Source organism: Mucilaginibacter daejeonensis (genome assembly GCF_020783335.1).
Lineage (GTDB): Bacteria > Bacteroidota > Bacteroidia > Sphingobacteriales > Sphingobacteriaceae > Mucilaginibacter > Mucilaginibacter daejeonensis.
Window position 1 is genome coordinate 717,839 of sequence record NZ_CP086068.1, and the last position, 19,590, is coordinate 737,428.

The following is a 19,590-nucleotide window of genomic DNA, read 5'->3' on the forward strand; positions in this document are numbered from 1 at the left end:
TCTATGCCTGAATTCAATATACAACATATCACCCGTTATACTTACGAATCAAAGGTGCGCGACAGTGCCAATCAGGTGATCCTTTTTCCTATTGTGGATATTCACCAGGAGGTGCTCAAGCATGATCTTCATGTTACCGGTGATCCGCTGATCGATACCTATGTTGATTATTATGGCAACGAGGTAGGGAGTTTTACCTATCTGGAACCTCATAACAAACTGGTGATCAGCTCAGAGGTGCTGGTGGTGACCCATCATCGCGAACTACCCGCCGATACCGTGCCCGCCACTGAGCAGTGGGATAAGCTCGGTGCTTTGCAATTAGTGGTACCATACATCGACTTTTTGAAGCACGAGTACTTTGAACAACTGCCACAAATGATGGAGGTTATAAATAGTGTTAAGAACGCTGATGATACGCCGTACCAGGCCGCGTTACGTTTCTGCGAATACGTATTCCGCAACTTTGAGTATTTGCCCGGCGTTACCAATGTAGAGACCACCATTGACGAAGTTTGGAAGTTGAAAGCAGGAGTTTGTCAGGATTTCGCTCACATCTACATTCAAATGATGCGGTCGATCAATATACCTGCGCGTTATGTGAGCGGTTACATTTGTCCTAATCACAGCGGCATGCGCGGCGAAGGTGCTACCCACGCCTGGGCCGAGGTATACATCCCGAACTATGGTTGGATAGGGGTAGATCCTACCAATAATTGCGTTGCCAACGAGACACACGTACGCCTGGCCGTAGGTAGAAATTTCTCAGATTGTTCGCCTGTTAAAGGTGTTTACAAAGGCAATTCAGGCCACTTATTAGAGGTAAAGGTAAGTGTGGAGTACAAGGACCAGGTATCAGCGCCGTCTACCGAGCAGCTACCCGAGAACAGCTTCGTGCAGGCTATCGAGAACGAAACGTTCGGGCATAACAGCTATCAGCGCTATAAAGAAGTATTGTTGCAACAGCAACAACAACAGCAGCAATAGGGAAGAAAAGGATAAGGTAGTTCTATATCAAATAGGAAAGCTATCAGGATGCTTGACGTGTGGCCGGGGTTTCAATATGCTGCTCGTACAGGTCCTTCAGTCTATCCTTGGTCACTGGCTTTGAAATGAATCCTTTTACGAATGAGTAAGCGTTGGCGCGTTCACGATCATTATTGTCTATAGACGAGGTGACCACATAAACGTTGATCTTGGTTTTTGCCTTGGTCGAGAATTGATCAAGAAATTCTAAAAGATCCCAACCGTTGATCTCGGGCATGTGCAGATCAAGTAACACTAAACTGGGAAGGTCGGGAACATTTTCCTCATTTTGTTGCAATTGTGTCATAGCAGCATTGCCACTGTACAAGTGCTCAGGCTTGTCCATTACATCCAGTTTATCCAACATTCGTTGCATGATCCAATGTTGCATTGGGTCATCATCGATCATCATCACTTTGCACATCTTAGTACTCATCGGTTTATACAGCTGTATGTACAAACACAATGCCACTTTGCTTGTTGTGTGTGCTTTTCAATAACAGGTAGGCGCTTTAAGCTTGTATTGACCTCTTAATGCTACGCACAATGATGCTTACACTTATATTTCAATTCCCTCAACTTGCTACAACAAAAAGAACCCGGTAACTGTAAGCTACCGGGTTCTGTATATACCTTGAGAAGAGGCTCGTCAAATAAAACTTATACGCGTTTTGATTTGATACGGGCAGCTTTACCGGTAAGTTCGCGCAGGTAAAATAATTTTGCACGACGTACTTTACCGTAGCTGTTAACCTCGATCTTGTCGATGTTAGGCGAGTTGATAGGGAAGATACGCTCAACGCCGATACCGTTAGAAACTTTACGCACGGTAAAGGTTTCAGTGCTACCCGAGCTGTTACGCTGGATAACTACACCTTGGTACAGCTGCACACGCTCTTTGTTACCCTCTCTGATCTTATAGTGTACAGTTACAGTGTCACCTGATTTGAAAGTAGGGACTTGCTTTTTTGCTACTGACTGCTCTTCAACAAATTTGATTAAATCCATGATTTTAAGCTCTTAATGTGATCTTTAGCCCGTAAAGATCGGGCTGCAATATTACGAAGATCTTTTTGAATAAAAAAGTGTGTTTTGCTTTTTTTTATGAGATGATATTTATGGCGATCCAAACCATATCGGCCAAGGCTAAAAGCTGGTAAATAACCACTTACGGCCGTTCACAAATATACAACATACTGCCCAGATAAATACTATGATAGGTGTGGGCCGATTTATCTATTTTTGTCAACTTAAATAAGGTGGGTAGTTGCTCTTCTTATAATCAAGGTAACATCATAGATCATGCGTTTCGATATCATTTCTGTACTTCCCGGGTTGCTTGAAAGTCCCTTTGCACACTCCATTTTGCAGCGTGCACAAAAGAAGGGAATAGCCGAGATACATGTACACAATCTGCGCGATCACTCTACCAACAAGCATAAAAGCGTGGATGACTATCCATATGGCGGCGGTAGTGGTATGGTAATGATGATCGAGCCCTTTGCAGCCTGTATCGATATGCTGAAGGCTGAGCGTGACTATGATGAGATCATTTTTATGACGCCAGATGGCGTGACCTTGGATCAGGGTATCGCTAACCAGCTGTCCACCGTACAAAACATCATCATATTGTGCGGCCACTATAAAGGCATCGATCAGCGCATACGTGATCTGTATGTAACGCGTGAGCTATCCATAGGTGATTATGTGCTATCCGGTGGCGAACTGCCTGCGGCAGTATTGGTAGATGCCGTGGTGCGATTGATACCCGGTGTTCTGTCTGATGAGACCTCTGCACTATCTGACTCCTTTCAGGGAGAATTACTGGATGCGCCGGTGTATACCCGTCCGGCCGATTGGAAAGGCCATAAGGTGCCTGATATCTTACTAAGCGGTAACACCCCACAGATCGAAAAGTGGCGTTTCGAACAGTCGGTTGAGCGTACGCGTCAGCGCCGCCCCGACCTGCTCGACGAGTAGACCATTCAGCCACAGCTTGCCAAATTAAATATCTAACAGCTTTTAATTGAGTAAATACTTACTTAAATTAGACTTCTGATGCGGATATAATGTTGGTCATCGACCTCGTTACATCCGTAGATTTTACATATATGGAAAGCAAAGTTCAGGCGCACGAAGTGTTATCAAGTCCTAACGGCATAAGTATAGTTGATTATGAGCCTAAATATGAGAAGGCGTTCAAGCAACTGAACCAGGAATGGATCGAACGTTACTTTAAAATGGAGGAGTCGGACCATAAGGCGCTTGATCATCCTCAAGAATATATCCTAAATAAAGGTGGACATATCTTTGTCGCTCTTGATGAAGATGTGCCTGTAGGCGTTTGCGCATTGATCAAAATGAAAGATCACCGGTTCGAACTGGCAAAAATGGCGGTATCGCCAAATGCACAGGGCAAAGGTGTTGGCTTCATGTTAGGTAATGCGGCCATTGCGCAGGCCAGGCAATTAGGTGCCACCTCATTATACCTCGAAAGCAATACCATCCTCAAGCCTGCCATCGCATTATACCACAAACTGGGCTTTCAAGAAATGACCGGCTACACCTCCCCGTACGAACGATGCGACATACAGATGCAAAGGCAACTTTGATCCCGCAGCACGCTCATTGATAGAGCAATAAGGAATGGTAGCAAACAATTTATGATTTAGGGGATTGTAGTAAAAATCCATTCCCGATGCCTAAGTGGTTAAAGATCCTTTTAAAAGTTGTTGCCGCATTCGTGATCGTCATTGTGTTAGCATTTGCCGGCCTATTTATCTATATTAATACGCATAAGACCAAGATTCTTAACCTGATCACCGGGGCCCTTAATCAAAAGATAGACGGTAAGATCAGCATCGGTGATCTGGAGACCACTTTTTTCACCGGTTTCCCTGATATCAAGGTGTCGCTCAAAAATGTGCTGGTACGTGATAAACGCTGGCAAGAACATAAGCACACGCTGTTAGAGGCTAAGGTGATGGGGGTGGCGGTGAACACCGCTTCATTGCTCCGTGGCACCATCCGCATCGGCAATATCACCATACGTGACGCATCGGTGGATCTGTATAGCGATAGCACCGGTTACAGCAACTCTTCGATCTTTAAAAAGAAGGATAAGACCAAGAACACCAACACGGGCGATTCGGGCGGTAGCGCTACCGAGTTCGGCAAGTTCACGCTGAGTAACGTGACCTTTGCGGTCAACAATCAAAAAAGTAACAAGCTCTTTAAGTTCCTGGTGAACGATCTGGATGGTAAGATGCTGTACCCTGACTCGGGCTGGCGGGCAGATCTGCAAATGAACGTGCTGGCCCAAAGCCTTGCCTTCAACGTTGATAAAGGCAGCTTTATTAAAAACAAGGTAGTGGCCGGTAACCTCATCGCCGGTTTTAGTGAGGCCAACGAGCGCATTACCATCAAAACGCAGGATTTCTCCATCGGGGGCGACCCATTTGATCTGAAAGCTACCTTTCATACCGACACGGCTTCCAAGTTCTCCATCTATGTCGTGTCAGATAAGATCCTGTGGCGCAGCGCTTCGTCATTGGTGGCGGCCAACATACAACGCACGCTCAACAAATTTAATATGAGCAAGCCGTTAGGCATCACCGCTCTCATATCGGGTGGACTACATGCCAGCGGTGATCCGCTTATATATGTAACCGGCAAGGTGCGCGATAACAAACTGTCCATTCCAGGCGGCGCTATCGATAGCTGCTCTTTCGATGCCGTGTTTACCAACAACGTAGAAAAGAACAAAGGCTTTAACGATGAGAACTCCGTGATCAGGCTAATGAAGCTGACCGGTCGTTACGAGCATATACCTTTCGCGGTGGATACCGGCAGTATCCTGAACTTGAGTAAGCCGATCGCTACCGGTAACTTCCGTTCAAGTTTCCCGCTGGTGAACCTCAATTACCTGATGGAAGGCTTTGCCAAGTTCACCAAAGGTACAGCCGATGCTAACTTCAGGTACCGGGCCGACATTGTAGACTATGAATTGAACAAGCCCACCATTGCCGGTGTGATCAATTTAAAAAATGCCGATGCTACGTTCTTACCACGTAAGCTGAAGTTCAACAATACCTCATTATCATTAAGCATCGTTAAGAACGACCTATTACTACAAGATACCCGTGTGCAAAGCGGCCGTAGCGTAGTGATGATGCATGGACGTGTTAATAATTTCATGAACCTGTATTACAACGCACCTGAAAAGATTGTGTTGCAATGGTACATCAAAAGCCCCGAGATACGGTTGGGTGAATTTTTGGGTTTCTTGAGCGCACGTACACAGCAAAAGCAGGTGGCTCAAAGGAAAGGTAACAGCAGTAATATATTCCGGCAGTTAGGTCCGGCGTTCGATAAGGGTAATGCCGAGATACATATGGATGTGGCCAAGGCCTACTATGGCAAGTTCCTGGCTACCGATGTTAAGGCCGACCTGCTCACCACTGGCGATGGCGTACTGATCAAGAACGTAGGCGTGAAGCATGCCGGTGGTACCCTGACGCTGAACGGTAAATTGATCCAAAGCAATAACATGGGGCGCTTTGCCATCAACACTGTAGTAAGCAATGTGAATGTGCGGGAATTCTTTTATGCGTTCGATAATTTTGGCCTGATAGATATCACCTATAAAAACCTCAAAGGCTATTTGTCTGCCAAGACCAACGTCAGCGGAAGTGTGACCGGTGCAGGTGCATTAGTGCCGCGATCCATGCATGGTAATGTAGATGTAAGCTTGCGTAATGCGGCACTGCTCGACTACAAACCGCTGATCAGTGTAGGTAAGTTCGCATTCCCGTTCCGTAACCTGAACAACATCGAGATACCCAAACTGGATGCCCACTTCAATGTGCAGGGCGATAAGATCATCATCAGCCCGATGCAGTTCAACTCAAGTTTGCTCAATGCCGACATTGCAGGTACCTACGGCCTGAGCCGTGGTACTGATATCGCATTGGATGTACCGCTGCGGAATCCGAAAAAAGATGAGGACATCACCGATAAGGCCGAGTTGCAAAAACGACGTTACAAAGGCATCGTATTGCACTTAAAAGCCAAGGATGACGGTACCGGAAAAGTGAAGATAGGCTTCAACAAAGACCGTAAAAAGGACGACGATAAAGACAGCGACAAGAAGACGACCTAACGGTTCATGAAGCGTATAACGTCCTCTTCAGTGCCCTTGAAAGGCCCGAAACCGCCCACTTTGATACCGGAGATGGCCGCCGCAAAATTGCCTGCTGTTTCCACATCGGCACCTTTTACCCGTTGGTATAAGTAACCAGCCATGTAGGTATCACCACAACCTGTAGCGTCATTGATGGCTTCGGGCTTGTAAGCAGGTATCACGTATGACTTTCCTTCGGTATAGATGACAGATCCTTTACTGCCCAAGGTGGCCACTACTTCGGAAACGCCCCATTCGGCCAGTTGCTTAGAGCCGGCCTCTATGTCGGTCATGCCGGTAAGGGCTTCCAACTCATGCTCATTTACCTTTAATATCGATACATGTTTCAGCGCCTCGATCTTTTGTGGCCAGTCGGTGGCATGCACCTGCTGGTCACGTACCTCACGCAAATAGCCTTGCGCATCTATCGAAACTTTTCCCTTACCTGCTAAATAAGCGATCACTTCCGCGGGGATATCGTCTGCCAGTAAAGCGCCCAGGTGAAAGATCTTAGCATCCACGTTCTGAAGATCGCCCAGTTCAAAAGGTTCGGCCTTCTGCAAAACGCGCTGTGTGCGGTGGTCCTGATCATGGCTATAGGTATTCTCAAAATACACCGAATGGTTGCTGGGTAGGGTGGTCACCTGAATGCCTTGTTGTTTGAGCTGATCGATCTCGTGTAGTTCAGAGTCGCCAACGGCCGTCACCAGGCCAAAGTTCACATCTATGTGCTGCAGGGCGTTGGCAAAGTAATAGGCTGTGCCACCAGGCATGTGTTTAGTTCCCGAAGGAGTTACCACTTTGTCTAACGTAATGTGGCCAATGCAGCAAATATCGAACATACAAGGTTGAGCTGTTGAGTAAAAGACGGCAAATATACATTTACACATGATCCACTTTATCAGCGTAACGCAACAATGATGGTCATAATAAATGTAATGATCATTTTACCTGTTATAGTACCCGTGCAGGCACGTCAACATGATAGTTCAGGATAGCTGGGCTGGTATGAGTAGCTACCTTGTGCAGCAATACACCAATTCAAATAACCTATAAATTCAGCTCATTCGCATGCTGGTGGTGGCACTTAGCCTGCCCGCGGTTGCGAAGCGACTCGACCTATTTGTTATATCGTATCTATGGATCAAAACCTTTACTCTTTTAGGATCTCACGTTGGCGGCAGTTGTTGTGCGCCCTTATCTGCGTGTTCAGCACGGCGGCTTTCGCAGCGCCCAAGCCATCGGTCATGCAGGTCAAATACCTATCGGGCCGTGGTAACCGTACTAATGTGATGTGGGATTTTTACTGTACCGGTGGTCGCAAAAGTGGTTACTGGACCAAGATCGCGGTGCCATCATGTTGGGAGCAGCAAGGCTTTGGTAGCTACAACTACGGCCGCGATTACAAGACCTATGGCAAGAACTTTCGCTTTGCCGACGAGCAGGGAATCTACAAGCTGAAATTTGATGTACCTAAGGCTTGGGCAGATATGGATGTGTACCTGGTATTCGAAGGATCGATGACCGATACTGAGGTGAAACTGAACGGACAAAGCGCCGGCGAGAAACATCAGGGCGCCTTTTACGAGTTCAAATACAACATTAACAACAAGCTTAAATTTGGCGGCAGCAATTTGCTGGAGGCCAAAGTAAGTAAGATGAGCAGCGATGCGTCGGTCAATAATGCTGAGCGTTTAGCCGACTACTGGGTCTTCGGTGGCATCTTCCGCCCGGTTTACCTGGCGGCTTACCCCAAGCAGCACATTAGCCGTTTGTCGGTGGATGCTAAAGCTAATGGCGAGTTCAGGATGCAGGTGTACCCGGCTAACCTTAAACAGGCCATGCAGGTGGTCACCCAGATCACTGATGCCAAAGGTAAACTGGTTAAGAGTGTGACCGCTAATTTAAAAGCTAAAGATTCGGTATTGAACCTGACCACCAAGGTGGACCAGCCGCTACTATGGACCTCAGAAACACCCAACCTGTATAAGGTGAACGTAGCCTTAAAATCTGGAGGTAGAACCGTTTATCAAATTACCGAAAAGTTCGGTTTCCGTACCATCGAGATACGCAAAGGTGATGGCATTTATCTGAATGGTGTCAACATTAAAATGAAAGGGATCAACCGCCATAGCTGGTGGCCCGAGACCGGCCGTACACTTAACGACGACATTCAATTGATGGATGTTAAGCTGATGAAAGAAATGAACATGAATGCGGTGCGTATGTCGCATTACCCGCCCGATAAAAAGTTCCTGGAAGTGTGCGATTCATTGGGGCTATATGTTCTGGATGAATTAGCAGGCTGGCAAAAGGCCTACAGCACCGCGGCCGGTAAAAAGCTGGTAAAAGAGATGGTGCTGCGCGATGAGAACCATCCATCCATCATTTTTTGGGATAACGGTAATGAGGGAGGTACCAACAAGGAACTGGACCAATACTTCACTCAATATGACTTCACTAAGCGCCCGGTGATCCATCCGCATCATCGTCCGGGTAACGTTTTCAATGGCATCGACTGCAATCACTACGAAGATTATTACAGTACTAAGAGCATACTGGCCGATAGCAACATCTATATGCCTACCGAGTTCCTGCATGCGCAAGACGATGGTGGCGGTGCCACCGCACTGGCCGACTTTTGGGACCTGCACTGGAAGTCAAAACGCTCGGGTGGTGGTTTTATTTGGGCTTTAGTAGATGAAGGCATCGTACGTACCGACCGGAACAACATCATCGATGTGAACGGCGTGAACGCACCGGACGGTGTATTAGGCCCTCACCGTGAAAAGGAAGGCAGCTTTTATGCCATGCGCGAGATATACTCGCCGGTGCACATTACCATGAAAGATCTTCCGGCCGGTTTTAATGGCAGCATTCCGGTAGAGAATCGTTTCCATTTTACTGATCTCAACAAATGCAGCTTTAAATGGGAGCTGATCGATTACCGCAAGCCCAACGATGCTGATGCAGGACATATCGTAAAAAAGAACGGCACGCTTAAGGCGCCATCGATCGCTCCGTTGGCATCAGGTGACCTGCAGATCACTTTACCGGCCGATTGGAAAAGCTATGATGCTTTGGCACTGTCAGCGTATGATCCTTTCCAGAACCTGCTGTACCGCTGGGTTTGGAAGAATACCAACGAACGCTTGTTGAACAACATCATGACCTTCGCGGGCAAAAATACCGTACAGGTGACCGAGACCGACTCGACGCTACAGACCAAGGCAGGTACCATCAGCATGACCTTCAGTAAAAAGAACGGACAGATCGTGGCCATGACCGGTAACACCGGTGATAACTTATCCTTCACCGGTGGGCCGATGCTGGTAAGCGGCAACGCCACGTTCAAAGATATTCGTCACCGTACCGAGGCCGATGGCGAACTGGTAGAAGTGAGCTATACCGGCGACCTCAAATATGCCCGTTGGAAAATGTTCAACAGCGGCTGGGTAAGCCTCGATTATGAGTATAGCCTGCCACAGGGCGATTATCAATATGCCGGGATCACCTTCAACTACCCTGAGAACTTTGTGTTAGGCGCCAAGTGGCTGGGCCGCGGCCCCTACCGCGTATGGAAGAACCGCTTGCAAGGTGTGGTAGATGATGTTTGGGACAATGCTTATAACAACACCCAAACCGGCAGTGCCCCATGGATCTTTCCGGAATTTAAAGGCTATTTTGCCAATATCACTTGGATGGAACTCAATACGGTCGAGGGCAAATTCGTGGTGGCTGCCAAGGAGCCTGAATTGTATGTGCGGTTATTCGAGTTCTACGGACTGTCAGGTATCAAGCCGTTCCCTGGTCTGCCGGGTGGTAACCTATCGTTCCTGGATGCTATACCACCCGAGGGTACCAAATTAGGTTTGAAGATAGACCCGGTAACACCTAAATTAGGACCAACGAGCGAGCTTAATCATTTAGGCCGCACCACTAAGCGTACCTTGTATTTTTATTTTGGCTTGTTGGAAAGAGCAGGCAAGAACCAGCAGAACTTTACCCGACCGGTTAAAGATGAGCTATTCTAAAATAATTGAGTTAAAGCAAGGGTGACGACCTTAAATGGTGTCATTACCTTACAGAGAACAGAACCAATTTAACCTGACCATATCATCTCATGCAACACATGAGGTGATATGGTCATTATGCGATAGACCATGCAAAAAGTTGCTTTCAAGATGAAGCTGCTACCAGGCTTCAAAGATGAATACAAAAAGCGCCATGATGAGATATGGCCTGAGCTTTTGGCATTGCTGAAAGAGAACGGCATCAGTGATTACACGATCTTTTTAGACGAGGAGACCGATACGCTGTTCGGTGTACAAATGCTATCGGGGCAGTCGTCGCAGGACCTTGGCGCTACCGACATCGTTAAGCGTTGGTGGGCCTACATGGCCGATATCATGGAGACCAATCCTGATAATTCCCCGGTAAGCACTCCGCTCACCCAAGTATTTCACCTTGACTAAACTAAGCAACTATGCATTTTAAGCGATCGATATACATTATGGCTTTGTGTGCTACGGCCACATCGGCCATGGCACAAAGCACTAAAAGTACGGTTTGGCCTGTCATCAAGACCGAGGCCCGCCCTTGGACCCGCTGGTGGTGGATGGGCAACGCGGTCGATAAACCCAATATTGGCAACCTGTTGAAAGAATACAAGCACGCCGGCCTGGGTGGGGTTGAGGTAACGCCGATCTATGGCGCTATAGGCTATGAGAGCCGTTACATCGATTTCCTGTCGCCCAAGTGGATGGATATGCTGACCTACACTCACACCGCGGCCGCGCAACTGGGCATGGGTGTTGATATGAATACAGGTACCGGTTGGCCGTTCGGCGGTCCGCAGATCAAACCTGCCGATGCCGCATCGCGCCTCATCGTGCAGACCTATAAATTAGCCCCAGGGCAAACACTGAAAGAGGCTGTCCGCGTGAATGACCCGAAGCAGCGCGATGTGGCGGTGTTGCAAGCCGTTGTAGCGTATGATGATAAAGGCAATGCCACTGATCTGACCGCCAAGGTGGATGCCTCGGGTAACCTAAATATGCCTGCCGTTAGCGTCAATACGGAGATATACGCTGCCTTTGCCGGTAAGACCTTGCAAAAGGTGAAACGTGCTGCCCCAGGCGGCGACGGTTATACGCTGGATCACTTATCTAAAACCGCTACCGACGTATACCTGGCCCGCTTCACCAATGCGTTCAAAAATTCAAAAGGCGCTCATGTAAGGGCGTTCTTTAACGATAGTTACGAGGTGTTCGGGGCCGATTGGTCGCCTGACCTTTTCGCTTCTTTCATTAAAGATCATGGCTATGACCTGCGTCTTCATCTGCGCGAGCTCATGGGCACCGATAAGAGTGAGACCGTTGGTCGCATCAAATCTGACTACCGTGAGACCATGAGCAACATGCTGCTGCATAACTTCACGCAGAACTGGACCAATTGGGCGCATAGTCTAAAAAGCATCACCAAGAACCAGTCACACGGCTCGCCGGGCAATTTGCTTGACCTATATGGCACGGTAGATATTCCCGAGTGCGAGACCTTTGGCTCCAGCAAATTCACTATCCCCGGCCTGCGCCGTGATAGCGCCGATGTACGCAACGTTGACCCTGACCCGATCATGCTCAAGTTCGCATCCTCGGCCGGACACGTGAACAGCAAGCCACTCGTATCCAGCGAGACCTTTACCTGGTTGACCGAACATTTCAAGACCGCGTTCTCACAATGCAAGCCAGAGGTGGAGCAACTGTTCCTGGCCGGGGTGAATCATGTGTTCTACCACGGCACTACTTACTCACCGGCCGATGTCAAGTTTCCGGGATGGTTATTCTATGCATCTATGAACATGGTGCCAAGCAATAGCTTGTGGAGCCATGCCACCGGCTTGAACGGCTATATTGCCCGGGTACAATCGGTATTACAAGCTGGCAAGGCCGATAACGAAGTGCTGATGTACTGGCCTATATATGATGCCTGGAACGAGCCTAAAGGGATGGATATTCCGTTCCGTGTACATGATATTGACGAGTGGCTGCATCCCACTAAATTTTATAAGGATGCCAATGAATTGCAGGACAAAGGCTACAGCATCGATTTTGTATCAGATATGGCCTTGTCAAAAAGTACAGGCAGTAAGGGTGGAATTAAGACAAGTGCTAAGGCCAATTACAAAGTGTTGGTGGTGCCGCAATGCAAAATGATGCCCTTGCCGACCTTGCAGCAGATCATCCGGCTGGCGTCAGAAGGCGCTACGGTGATCTTTCAAAGCTTACCTCAGGACGTACCCGGTTTCGCCGACCTCGAGAATCGCCGCAAAAAGTTACGTGACATGCTATCGGCAATGAACTTCGTGAAAGGGGGCGATGGTCTGCAGCAAACACTGATCGGCAAAGGCAAGATCATTTTAGCTAATGATCTTGACAACGCGATGGCCAAGATCGGGGTGAACGGTGAGCAACTGATCAACACCGGATTAAAATTTATCAGGCGTGATGTTGACGGCAGTAAATATTATTATCTGGTTAACCATACCAGCAAAGCCATCGATACCCGCATCCCATTGAACGGTAAATATGCCTCGGCCACCATTATGGACCCGCAAAGCGGCAGCTACGGCGCTGCTCCGGTAAGTGTTAGCGGCAACCGAAGCAATGTACGCGTACAACTGCAAAGCGGTGAGGCGTTGATCGTATTAGCGAGCATTCAGCCTAGATCAGCATCACCTAAATGGAAATATTTGGAAAAAGCGGATGCACAAACCGAATTAAAAGGCCCATGGGAACTACGATTCACTACCGGTGGACCTGCATTGCCATCAGTTAAAAAACTGGAAAAACTGACCTCGTGGACCGCCTTGGGTGATACCACCGCGGTCAACTTTTCTGGTACCGGCGTTTATACTACCAGCTTCGAAGTGGCTAAAAAGGCTACAGGTGAGTATGTGCTTGACTTGGGTAAAGTAGACGAAAGTGCCCGCGTTTGGGTCAACGGACAAGAGGTAGGCATTTTATGGAGCATCCCGTTCAAAGCCAGGGTAGGTAAATACTTGAAGGCTGGTAAGAACACTATTAAGATCGAGGTGAATAACCTGATGGCCAACCGCATGAGGTATATGGATCAACACAAGATCGAGTGGCGCAAGTATCACGAGATCAATTTTGTGAACATCAACTATAAGCCATTCGATGCTTCAAATTGGGAGCCAATGCCTTCGGGGTTGTTGGGGCCTGTCAAGTTGGTGCATTGTCAATAATTGTATATTATTGTGGCTGAACTTCGCATCCGCACCATGACCCCTAAAAATTTTCTATCGTTAGTCGTATCGATCTCGCTTAGCACAGCAGCCATGGCACAAAAAAGTACCCCGATCGTGATCAACACCGATCAGCTGACCGCTAAGGTACAACCCACCATGTGGGGCGTTTTTTTTGAAGATATCAACTTAGGGGGCGATGGTGGCCTTTACGCCGAAATGGTGAAGAATCGCTCGTTCGAGTTCACCACCCCGTTGATGGGTTGGAGCGTTAAGGGCAGTAAATTATCTGAAGGTGATGTGCTGGTACTGAACCGCGGGAAAGAATCACCCAACAATCCTCGCTTTTTGCGGGTAAATGTCAAGAATGCCACAGCAAAAGGTGATGTTACGCTAACTAACGAAGGCTTTCGTGGCATGGGCATCAAAAAAGGCCTGTCGTACCAATTTTCGTTGATGTACAGGCAGGCAGCGCGCGGCATCAAGATCCATGCGGATCTGCTCGATGAACAAGGCAACAGCATCGGTAGTACGGTTTTGACTCCTTCGCTAACGGGCGATACCTGGCATAAGGCCGACATTAAATTCACCGCTACCGAGGGTGCTCAGAAAGGTAAACTGCAGTTGTGGATGGAAGGCAACGGCCGCATCGACCTGGATATGATATCGCTTTTCCCGGGTGATACCTGGAAAGGCAGAGCGGGTGGCCTGCGGGCCGATATGGTGCAAATGCTGGCCGATATGAAACCTGGTTTTGTACGTTTCCCAGGCGGCTGTATCGTTGAGGGCCGTGATCTGGCCAATCGTTACCAATGGAAAAAGACCATAGGCCCGATCGAAGACCGCGAGACCATCATTAACCGCTGGAACACAGAGTTCAAGCACCGTGCAACACCTGATTACTTCCAATCATTCGGTCTGGGCTTTTTTGAATACTTTCAGATGGCCGAAGATATTGGCGCCGAGCCGTTGCCGATCATCAATTGTGGCATGGCCTGCCAGTACAACACTGCCGAGCTGGTGCCTATGGATGAGTTAGGCGCATACGTGCAGGATGCCCTTGACCTTATTGAATTTGCCAATGGCGATGTGAATACCACCTGGGGTAAAAAACGTGCCGAGATGGGACACCCTGCACCTTTTCATTTAAAGATGATGGGTGTGGGTAACGAGAATTGGGGACCGCAATACCTGGAGCGCCTGGCCGTATTTACCAAGGCGATCAAAGCCAAATATCCCGACTTTAAGATCGTGAACAGCTCGGGTACGGATCCTAATGGTGCGCGTTTTGATCTGCTGAACACCGCACTGCGCCAGTCGAAAGCCGACCTGATCGATGAGCATTACTACCGTGAACCTGAGTGGTTCCTGAGCAATGCCTCGCGTTATGATAGCTATGATCGCAACGGTTCAAAAGTATTTGCGGGTGAGTATGCTGCGCAGAGCAAAGGCACCTCAAGCCCGCTCACGCAAAATAACTGGAAAAGCGCTATGGCCGAAGCGGCCTTCATGACCGGCCTTGAACGCAATGCTGGCGTAGTGAACATGGCCTCATACGCACCACTTTTTGCCAATGTAGAAGGCTGGCAGTGGACGCCAGACATGATCTGGGTCGACAATCTGCACATTTACGGTACACCTAATTACTACGTACAAAAGCTGTACTCGCTCAATAAAGGTACCGATGTGGTAAGCATTACCCGCGATGGTCAGCCACTGGCCGGTAAGGACAGCCTGTACGCATCAGCTGTGATCGACCAAAAGGCTGGCCAGCTGATCGTGAAGATCGTGAACGCGGCCAACAAGGTACAGCAGCAAGATATCAAACTCAATGGCACGAAGAAGCCCGCAGGAGCAGGTAAGCTATACGCCATGGCCGATAACGATGTTAACGCAGTGAACAACTTTGAAAAGACCCGTAACGTAGCGCCTGCCGAAGAAAAATTTAGCGCGAAGGGACGTGACCTCAAATTGTCATTGAAGCCATACTCTTTCACGGTCATCAGGCTGCCGCTTAAGTAAGAAGAGTTACCAAAACAAAACACCTCATAACGGAAGCTATGAGGTCTTTTGTTTTGGGCCCTACAATTTGGGTTCCCAACCCGGCGCGTAGGTCCGTCGCCAGAGTTTTTGTGCTTTCGCATCATGCAGGATGTGACCGTTGGATGGGTCGATATGCAGGTCGCGGCCTACCCGCCAGGCTATGTTGCCCAGTTGCATGGCTAACACGCTTTTTTGACCTATGGTCACGTCGCAACTTGGCTTCTTGTTATCGCGTATAGCCTGTAAAAAGTTAACCACGTGCAGGCTATCCAACCCTAAGCTTGGGCTGGCCGTGTTACGCCCCTGTAAGGCTGGGTCTTCGGCTGGGCCGTTCTTGCTGATCTGCTTCACCACTTTACCGGCCAGGTCATAAATGGTATAAGTTTCACCGTCGGTGTCCAGGCTGCCATTATCTCCATAAAATATCACGCCACGATCGGCGCCTTCTATTTTGCGCCCGTTCGAGCTGCGGTTCTCCCACATGAGCGATACTCTTCCGGGGTAATCCATAGAAACGATCTGCGTATCGGGCGTTTGCCACGCATCTTTAAATTGATAACGGCCACCCACCGAGGTCACGCGCGTAGGCAGATCAACCCCCAATCCCCATAGCGCGAGGTCTACCTCGTGGGTGCCGTTGTTCAAGGCCTCGCCGGTACCGTAATCCCACAACCAATGCCAGTTATAGTGGATCAGTCCATCCTGATAAGGCTGGCGGGGAGCAGGTCCCTGCCATAATTCATAGTTCAGCCATTCAGGTACCGCTGCCGGCGTTAATTGCATGGCTTTACGCGCATTGGTGTACCAGCATTTGGCAAAGTATACCCGGCCGATCACGCCGTTGTGTAACTCCTCCATGCATTGTATGGCCAAAGGCGATGATCGGCGCTGAGCGCCCATCTGCACCACTATTTTGTATTTCTGTGCTGCTGCTACGGCCAATTCGCCCTCGTGTGGGTTGTGGCTCAGTGGCTTTTCTACATAAACATGTTTGCCGGCCTGGCAACCTAAAATGGTCATGGGCGCATGCCAGTGGTCGGGTGTGGCTATGTAAATGGCGTCCACATCTTTATCGTTCAAAACGTTCCTGAAGTCGCCTTCGCCCTTAGGTGTATCAGTGGTCCCGGTCGCCTTTTGGATCTTCTTTTGAGTGATAGGTATGGTACGCGAGTCCACATCGCATACACTGGTCACCAGGCATTTGTCCTGTTTGGCAAATGTGGTGCACATGCTCCCACCGCGGCCGTTAAGCCCAATGATGGATACATGGACGCGGTCGTTAGCACCAATGATGCGGTTATAGCTTTTAGCGCTAAAGCCGAACGCGCTGCCACCAAATGCTACACTGCCGGTAGCGATAGCCATCTTTTTGATAAAGTCTCTTCTTTGCTCCATGATTTTAGAGTGGATCTGTTATTGGTTATCGGAACAGGAATGGTTCATGTAATAGCGTTCATGACCGAGTTGACCAATTGTGAACTCTGCTGTTTCAACAGTGTGGGTATCTCCGATCTGACCAAGGGCGGTCAGTTCATTAGATGACGTTAGAGCAAAAGCCAGATCAGCGCATACCGTGCTGGCCAGCGCAAAGAGTAAAGGTGGTCTCATTTAGGTTATCTTGATAAAGGTTATACTCTATTAGAGACCTATTTTGAATGATACTCACACAGGCGTTTCAAAATATGGCATTAGTAGCGCGGAAGCTGTTCTATAAATTTAGGGAAAGATACCCGGTAGACGTCCGGACCGAGGATGGGTAGTAAATAAAAACCTCTGAGCTAATGTTCAGAGGTTTTCGTTGTCTTTGGGGTTAGACCTTGTGATCCCGCTGGGACTCGAACCTATCTCTATAACTGGCTACTTATCAGCAACTTATCAATATTTCAGGTATCTGGGTGGCTACTTAGGTGCTCACCTATCTGTTATTCAAATATAGTAAACTGGTAACAGAATGCATAATTCATTAAGGCATAAGACCATAAAACGCACCGCCATGAACGGCTGATCAGCGCTAACGATGACAGGATAAAAGAGGCTCGGTGAAGGTTTCAGTTCAAGATATAAAATTGTCGGTCCAATGGCACATGTAGCATTAATAGTAATTAGCGAATCAGCTTACTCATGTATGTTTTTACCCGCTCCCGCTGAACCTTGGCATAGAACTCCTCCGTGGTCGATATTTTGCTATGGCCGAGAATGAAGGATGCAACATCCACCGGCACATCATTGTTGATCAGCACGGTGGATGCAAAGGTCTTCCTTGCGATATGATGAGTAAGGTTCTTGGTGATGCCGACCGCTAAGGCCAGTTCTTTGAGATAAGCGTTCAGCTTTTGATTGGAGATCTTAGGAAGCAAAAGGCCGTCATTATTGGGATAACCATATGATCTCAGGATATCTAACGCTTTAGGCAGTAAGAGCACGCAAATAGGGCGTTTGGTCTTTTGCCGGATCATTTCGATCCATAGTCCTCCCTTCTTGTCATCTTTCAAATGCTTCATGCGAAGGGTTGATACTCTTGATAGGCCAGACCAGTATAGCAACTAAACACGAAAATGTCCCGTATCGTTCGTAACCTGTCATTCAGTTGGAGTTCTTCCAGGATCTTCAATTCATCACTGTCAAGATAGACCACCTCTTTCACAAAGCGTTTCTTACGGAAAAGTGCGAACGGGTCATGCGCTAACCAGCCGTGTGCCACAGCGATCTTCGTTATCTTCTTAACACGCTCGATGGTCTTATTGACCGTGTTCTGATTGTGCTTTTTCTGCGTTTTCAGGTAATGGTCGAGGTCTTGGAGAAAACCCAGCCTAAGCACGCTCAAAGCAAGGTCTGGTGTACGGTAATGATTTTTGATGAACTCCGCGATGTGGCTTTTGATCAGTACGAACTTTCCCAAAGTGGCTTCTGAATAGTCTTTGCCCACCAGTTCTCTTATCTGTCCGATGTGATGGTCGAACACACCCAATATGGTGCTGACCAAAACGTTCTTGCCTGAATAGTGATCGAACAGGTCATCCACGGTAAAGCCAGCATGCCACCTGATCAGCATATCATATGACCTTAACAAGTGTTTACGGATAGCGCTTAAACGGGCATTGATGTGTTTGGCCTCGGCGGTGTTCCCGGCGTGCATGAACTTGCTGGCGTTCCAATCGTCCTCCCGGAGAATACAACCTGTGGAGAACTGCTTACGCCTGCCGTCCAGTGTTATCCTGCAAAATACGGGCATGGTCTCTTTACGGTTCGCACGTGAACGGTACAAGAAAAATAGAATATTCAAATTACCTACCATAATATTTATCACTTAATGATGTAATGACAGGTAACAGTTCGAAGCACATGATCAGCTAGGCAAGTGGCCCCATCTGTCATTGATCATATAGTTGCTTATGCGGATCTCTACAATGATGAAGGCCGCCTCTACTGCCCGTATCAACAGCCGATGAAATACAATAAGGTCCTCACGCTTCATCGGTTCGTATTCATACTGGCAGGCTATCGCCGATGAGTTCCAATCACTGAGCTTATTCCTGACCTCAAAAAGATCCTGATCTGCAAAGAATTGGTGTATGATCTCAAATGGTGTCAATTCTTCTTCCGGGTTAAGATGGTCAGGATAGAACTCCATGATATTACGTCCGGTGTCTTTCATGTGTTCACGAACGAACTCAGAAAAGGAGATCTCACCAGTAAGCGGATCGCCACGTTTAGCGATCTGTTCAGCTGTCATCGTGTCCCCGCGTTCGTGGATCACCCAAAGTGCATCTACTAGCGTATGTAGGGACATGAAGTTGTAGATACATTCGACCAAAGCATCACGCTTCCATTTCTTCTTGCCAGTGAGAGCCGCCACGAACCACTTCATGAGCTTTTTTCTCCTTTCAGGCAGCGGATCGCCGGGATGAAAAAAGTTGTCCAGTACAGGATAAGGATCGATCACCCGCTCGGGTGTGAGCATGATCGGGATATTGCGAACCGATGGGTCGGAATTAAAAATGTAAAACATTAAATATTTGATATTATGATTTGAGAGAAGCAGCAAGGCGGGGCGGCGTCAGAAACGAAGGCC

Annotated in this window: 16 protein-coding genes; 8 read left to right on the top strand and 8 right to left on the bottom strand. The window is 48.2% G+C overall.

Going from position 1 to position 19,590, the window contains the following annotated elements; genetic code table 11:
• Positions 1-3: 3 nt before the first annotated feature.
• On the top strand, positions 4-987 hold the full coding sequence (locus tag LLH06_RS03290) for a transglutaminase family protein (protein WP_228171838.1): 984 nt from the start codon (positions 4-6) through the stop codon (positions 985-987).
• Between the two features lie 43 nt (positions 988-1,030).
• Here LLH06_RS03290 and LLH06_RS03295 read toward each other — a convergent pair whose 3' ends face one another.
• Positions 1,031-1,462 (bottom strand): response regulator, encoded by a 432-nt coding sequence (locus tag LLH06_RS03295; RefSeq protein WP_228171839.1) that lies wholly within the window; start codon positions 1,460-1,462, stop codon positions 1,031-1,033.
• A 224-nt stretch (positions 1,463-1,686) separates the two neighbouring features.
• Entirely contained in the window at positions 1,687-2,034 is a 348-nt protein-coding gene (gene rplS / locus LLH06_RS03300) for a 50S ribosomal protein L19 (RefSeq protein WP_228171840.1), read from the bottom strand.
• Between the two features lie 294 nt (positions 2,035-2,328).
• Between rplS and trmD the strand changes: the two genes are divergently transcribed.
• From trmD to LLH06_RS03315, 3 genes are all read left to right on the top strand, one after another.
• Entirely contained in the window at positions 2,329-3,006 is a 678-nt protein-coding gene (gene trmD, locus LLH06_RS03305) for a tRNA (guanosine(37)-N1)-methyltransferase TrmD (RefSeq protein ID WP_228171841.1), read from the top strand.
• A gap of 131 nt (positions 3,007-3,137) precedes the next feature.
• Positions 3,138-3,638 carry a GNAT family N-acetyltransferase gene (locus tag LLH06_RS03310; protein WP_228171842.1) on the top strand — a complete coding sequence of 167 codons (501 nt, stop codon included), beginning with the start codon at positions 3,138-3,140 and terminating at the stop codon, positions 3,636-3,638.
• A gap of 86 nt (positions 3,639-3,724) precedes the next feature.
• A complete protein-coding gene (locus LLH06_RS03315; protein WP_228171843.1) occupies positions 3,725-6,187 on the top strand; it encodes an AsmA family protein in 2,463 nt (820 codons plus the stop codon).
• Here the strand turns inward: LLH06_RS03315 and LLH06_RS03320 are convergent.
• A complete protein-coding gene (locus tag LLH06_RS03320) occupies positions 6,184-7,050 on the bottom strand; it encodes a PfkB family carbohydrate kinase (protein ID WP_228171844.1) in 867 nt (288 codons plus the stop codon). The two genes, LLH06_RS03315 and LLH06_RS03320, sit on opposite strands and share 4 nt — an antisense overlap.
• Before the next feature lie 297 nt (positions 7,051-7,347).
• On the opposite strand from LLH06_RS03320, the gene LLH06_RS03325 reads away from it, so the two are divergent.
• From LLH06_RS03325 to LLH06_RS03340, 4 genes are all read left to right on the top strand, one after another.
• On the top strand, positions 7,348-10,242 hold the full coding sequence (locus tag LLH06_RS03325; protein WP_228171845.1) for a glycoside hydrolase family 2 protein: 2,895 nt from the start codon (positions 7,348-7,350) through the stop codon (positions 10,240-10,242).
• Positions 10,243-10,371: 129 nt separating this feature from the next.
• Positions 10,372-10,683: an L-rhamnose mutarotase gene (rhaM, locus tag LLH06_RS03330; RefSeq protein WP_228171846.1), complete on the top strand. Its 312-nt coding sequence runs from the start codon at positions 10,372-10,374 to the stop codon at positions 10,681-10,683.
• Positions 10,684-10,694: 11 nt separating this feature from the next.
• Complete coding sequence (locus tag LLH06_RS03335; RefSeq protein ID WP_228171847.1) at positions 10,695-13,475, top strand: glycosyl hydrolase; 2,781 nt, start codon at positions 10,695-10,697, stop codon at positions 13,473-13,475.
• A gap of 12 nt (positions 13,476-13,487) precedes the next feature.
• Complete coding sequence (locus tag LLH06_RS03340) at positions 13,488-15,497, top strand: alpha-L-arabinofuranosidase C-terminal domain-containing protein (protein ID WP_228171848.1); 2,010 nt, start codon at positions 13,488-13,490, stop codon at positions 15,495-15,497.
• Between the two features lie 60 nt (positions 15,498-15,557).
• Here the strand turns inward: LLH06_RS03340 and LLH06_RS03345 are convergent, their stop codons facing one another.
• The 5 genes from LLH06_RS03345 to LLH06_RS03365 form a co-directional block, all read right to left on the bottom strand.
• Positions 15,558-16,913 (bottom strand): Gfo/Idh/MocA family protein, encoded by a 1,356-nt coding sequence (locus LLH06_RS03345; protein ID WP_228171849.1) that lies wholly within the window; start codon positions 16,911-16,913, stop codon positions 15,558-15,560.
• An 18-nt stretch (positions 16,914-16,931) separates the two neighbouring features.
• A complete protein-coding gene (locus LLH06_RS03350; RefSeq protein WP_228171850.1) occupies positions 16,932-17,126 on the bottom strand; it encodes a hypothetical protein in 195 nt (64 codons plus the stop codon).
• A 494-nt stretch (positions 17,127-17,620) separates the two neighbouring features.
• Positions 17,621-18,019, bottom strand: a complete 399-nt coding sequence (locus LLH06_RS03355; protein WP_228171851.1) for a site-specific integrase — start codon at positions 18,017-18,019, stop codon at positions 17,621-17,623.
• Positions 18,016-18,813, bottom strand: a complete 798-nt coding sequence (locus tag LLH06_RS03360; protein ID WP_228171852.1) for a phage integrase SAM-like domain-containing protein — start codon at positions 18,811-18,813, stop codon at positions 18,016-18,018. Before LLH06_RS03360 ends, LLH06_RS03355 begins: the two co-directional genes overlap by 4 nt.
• Positions 18,814-18,864: 51 nt before the next feature.
• Entirely contained in the window at positions 18,865-19,527 is a 663-nt protein-coding gene (locus LLH06_RS03365) for a hypothetical protein (protein ID WP_228171853.1), read from the bottom strand.
• Positions 19,528-19,590 lie beyond the last annotated feature (63 nt).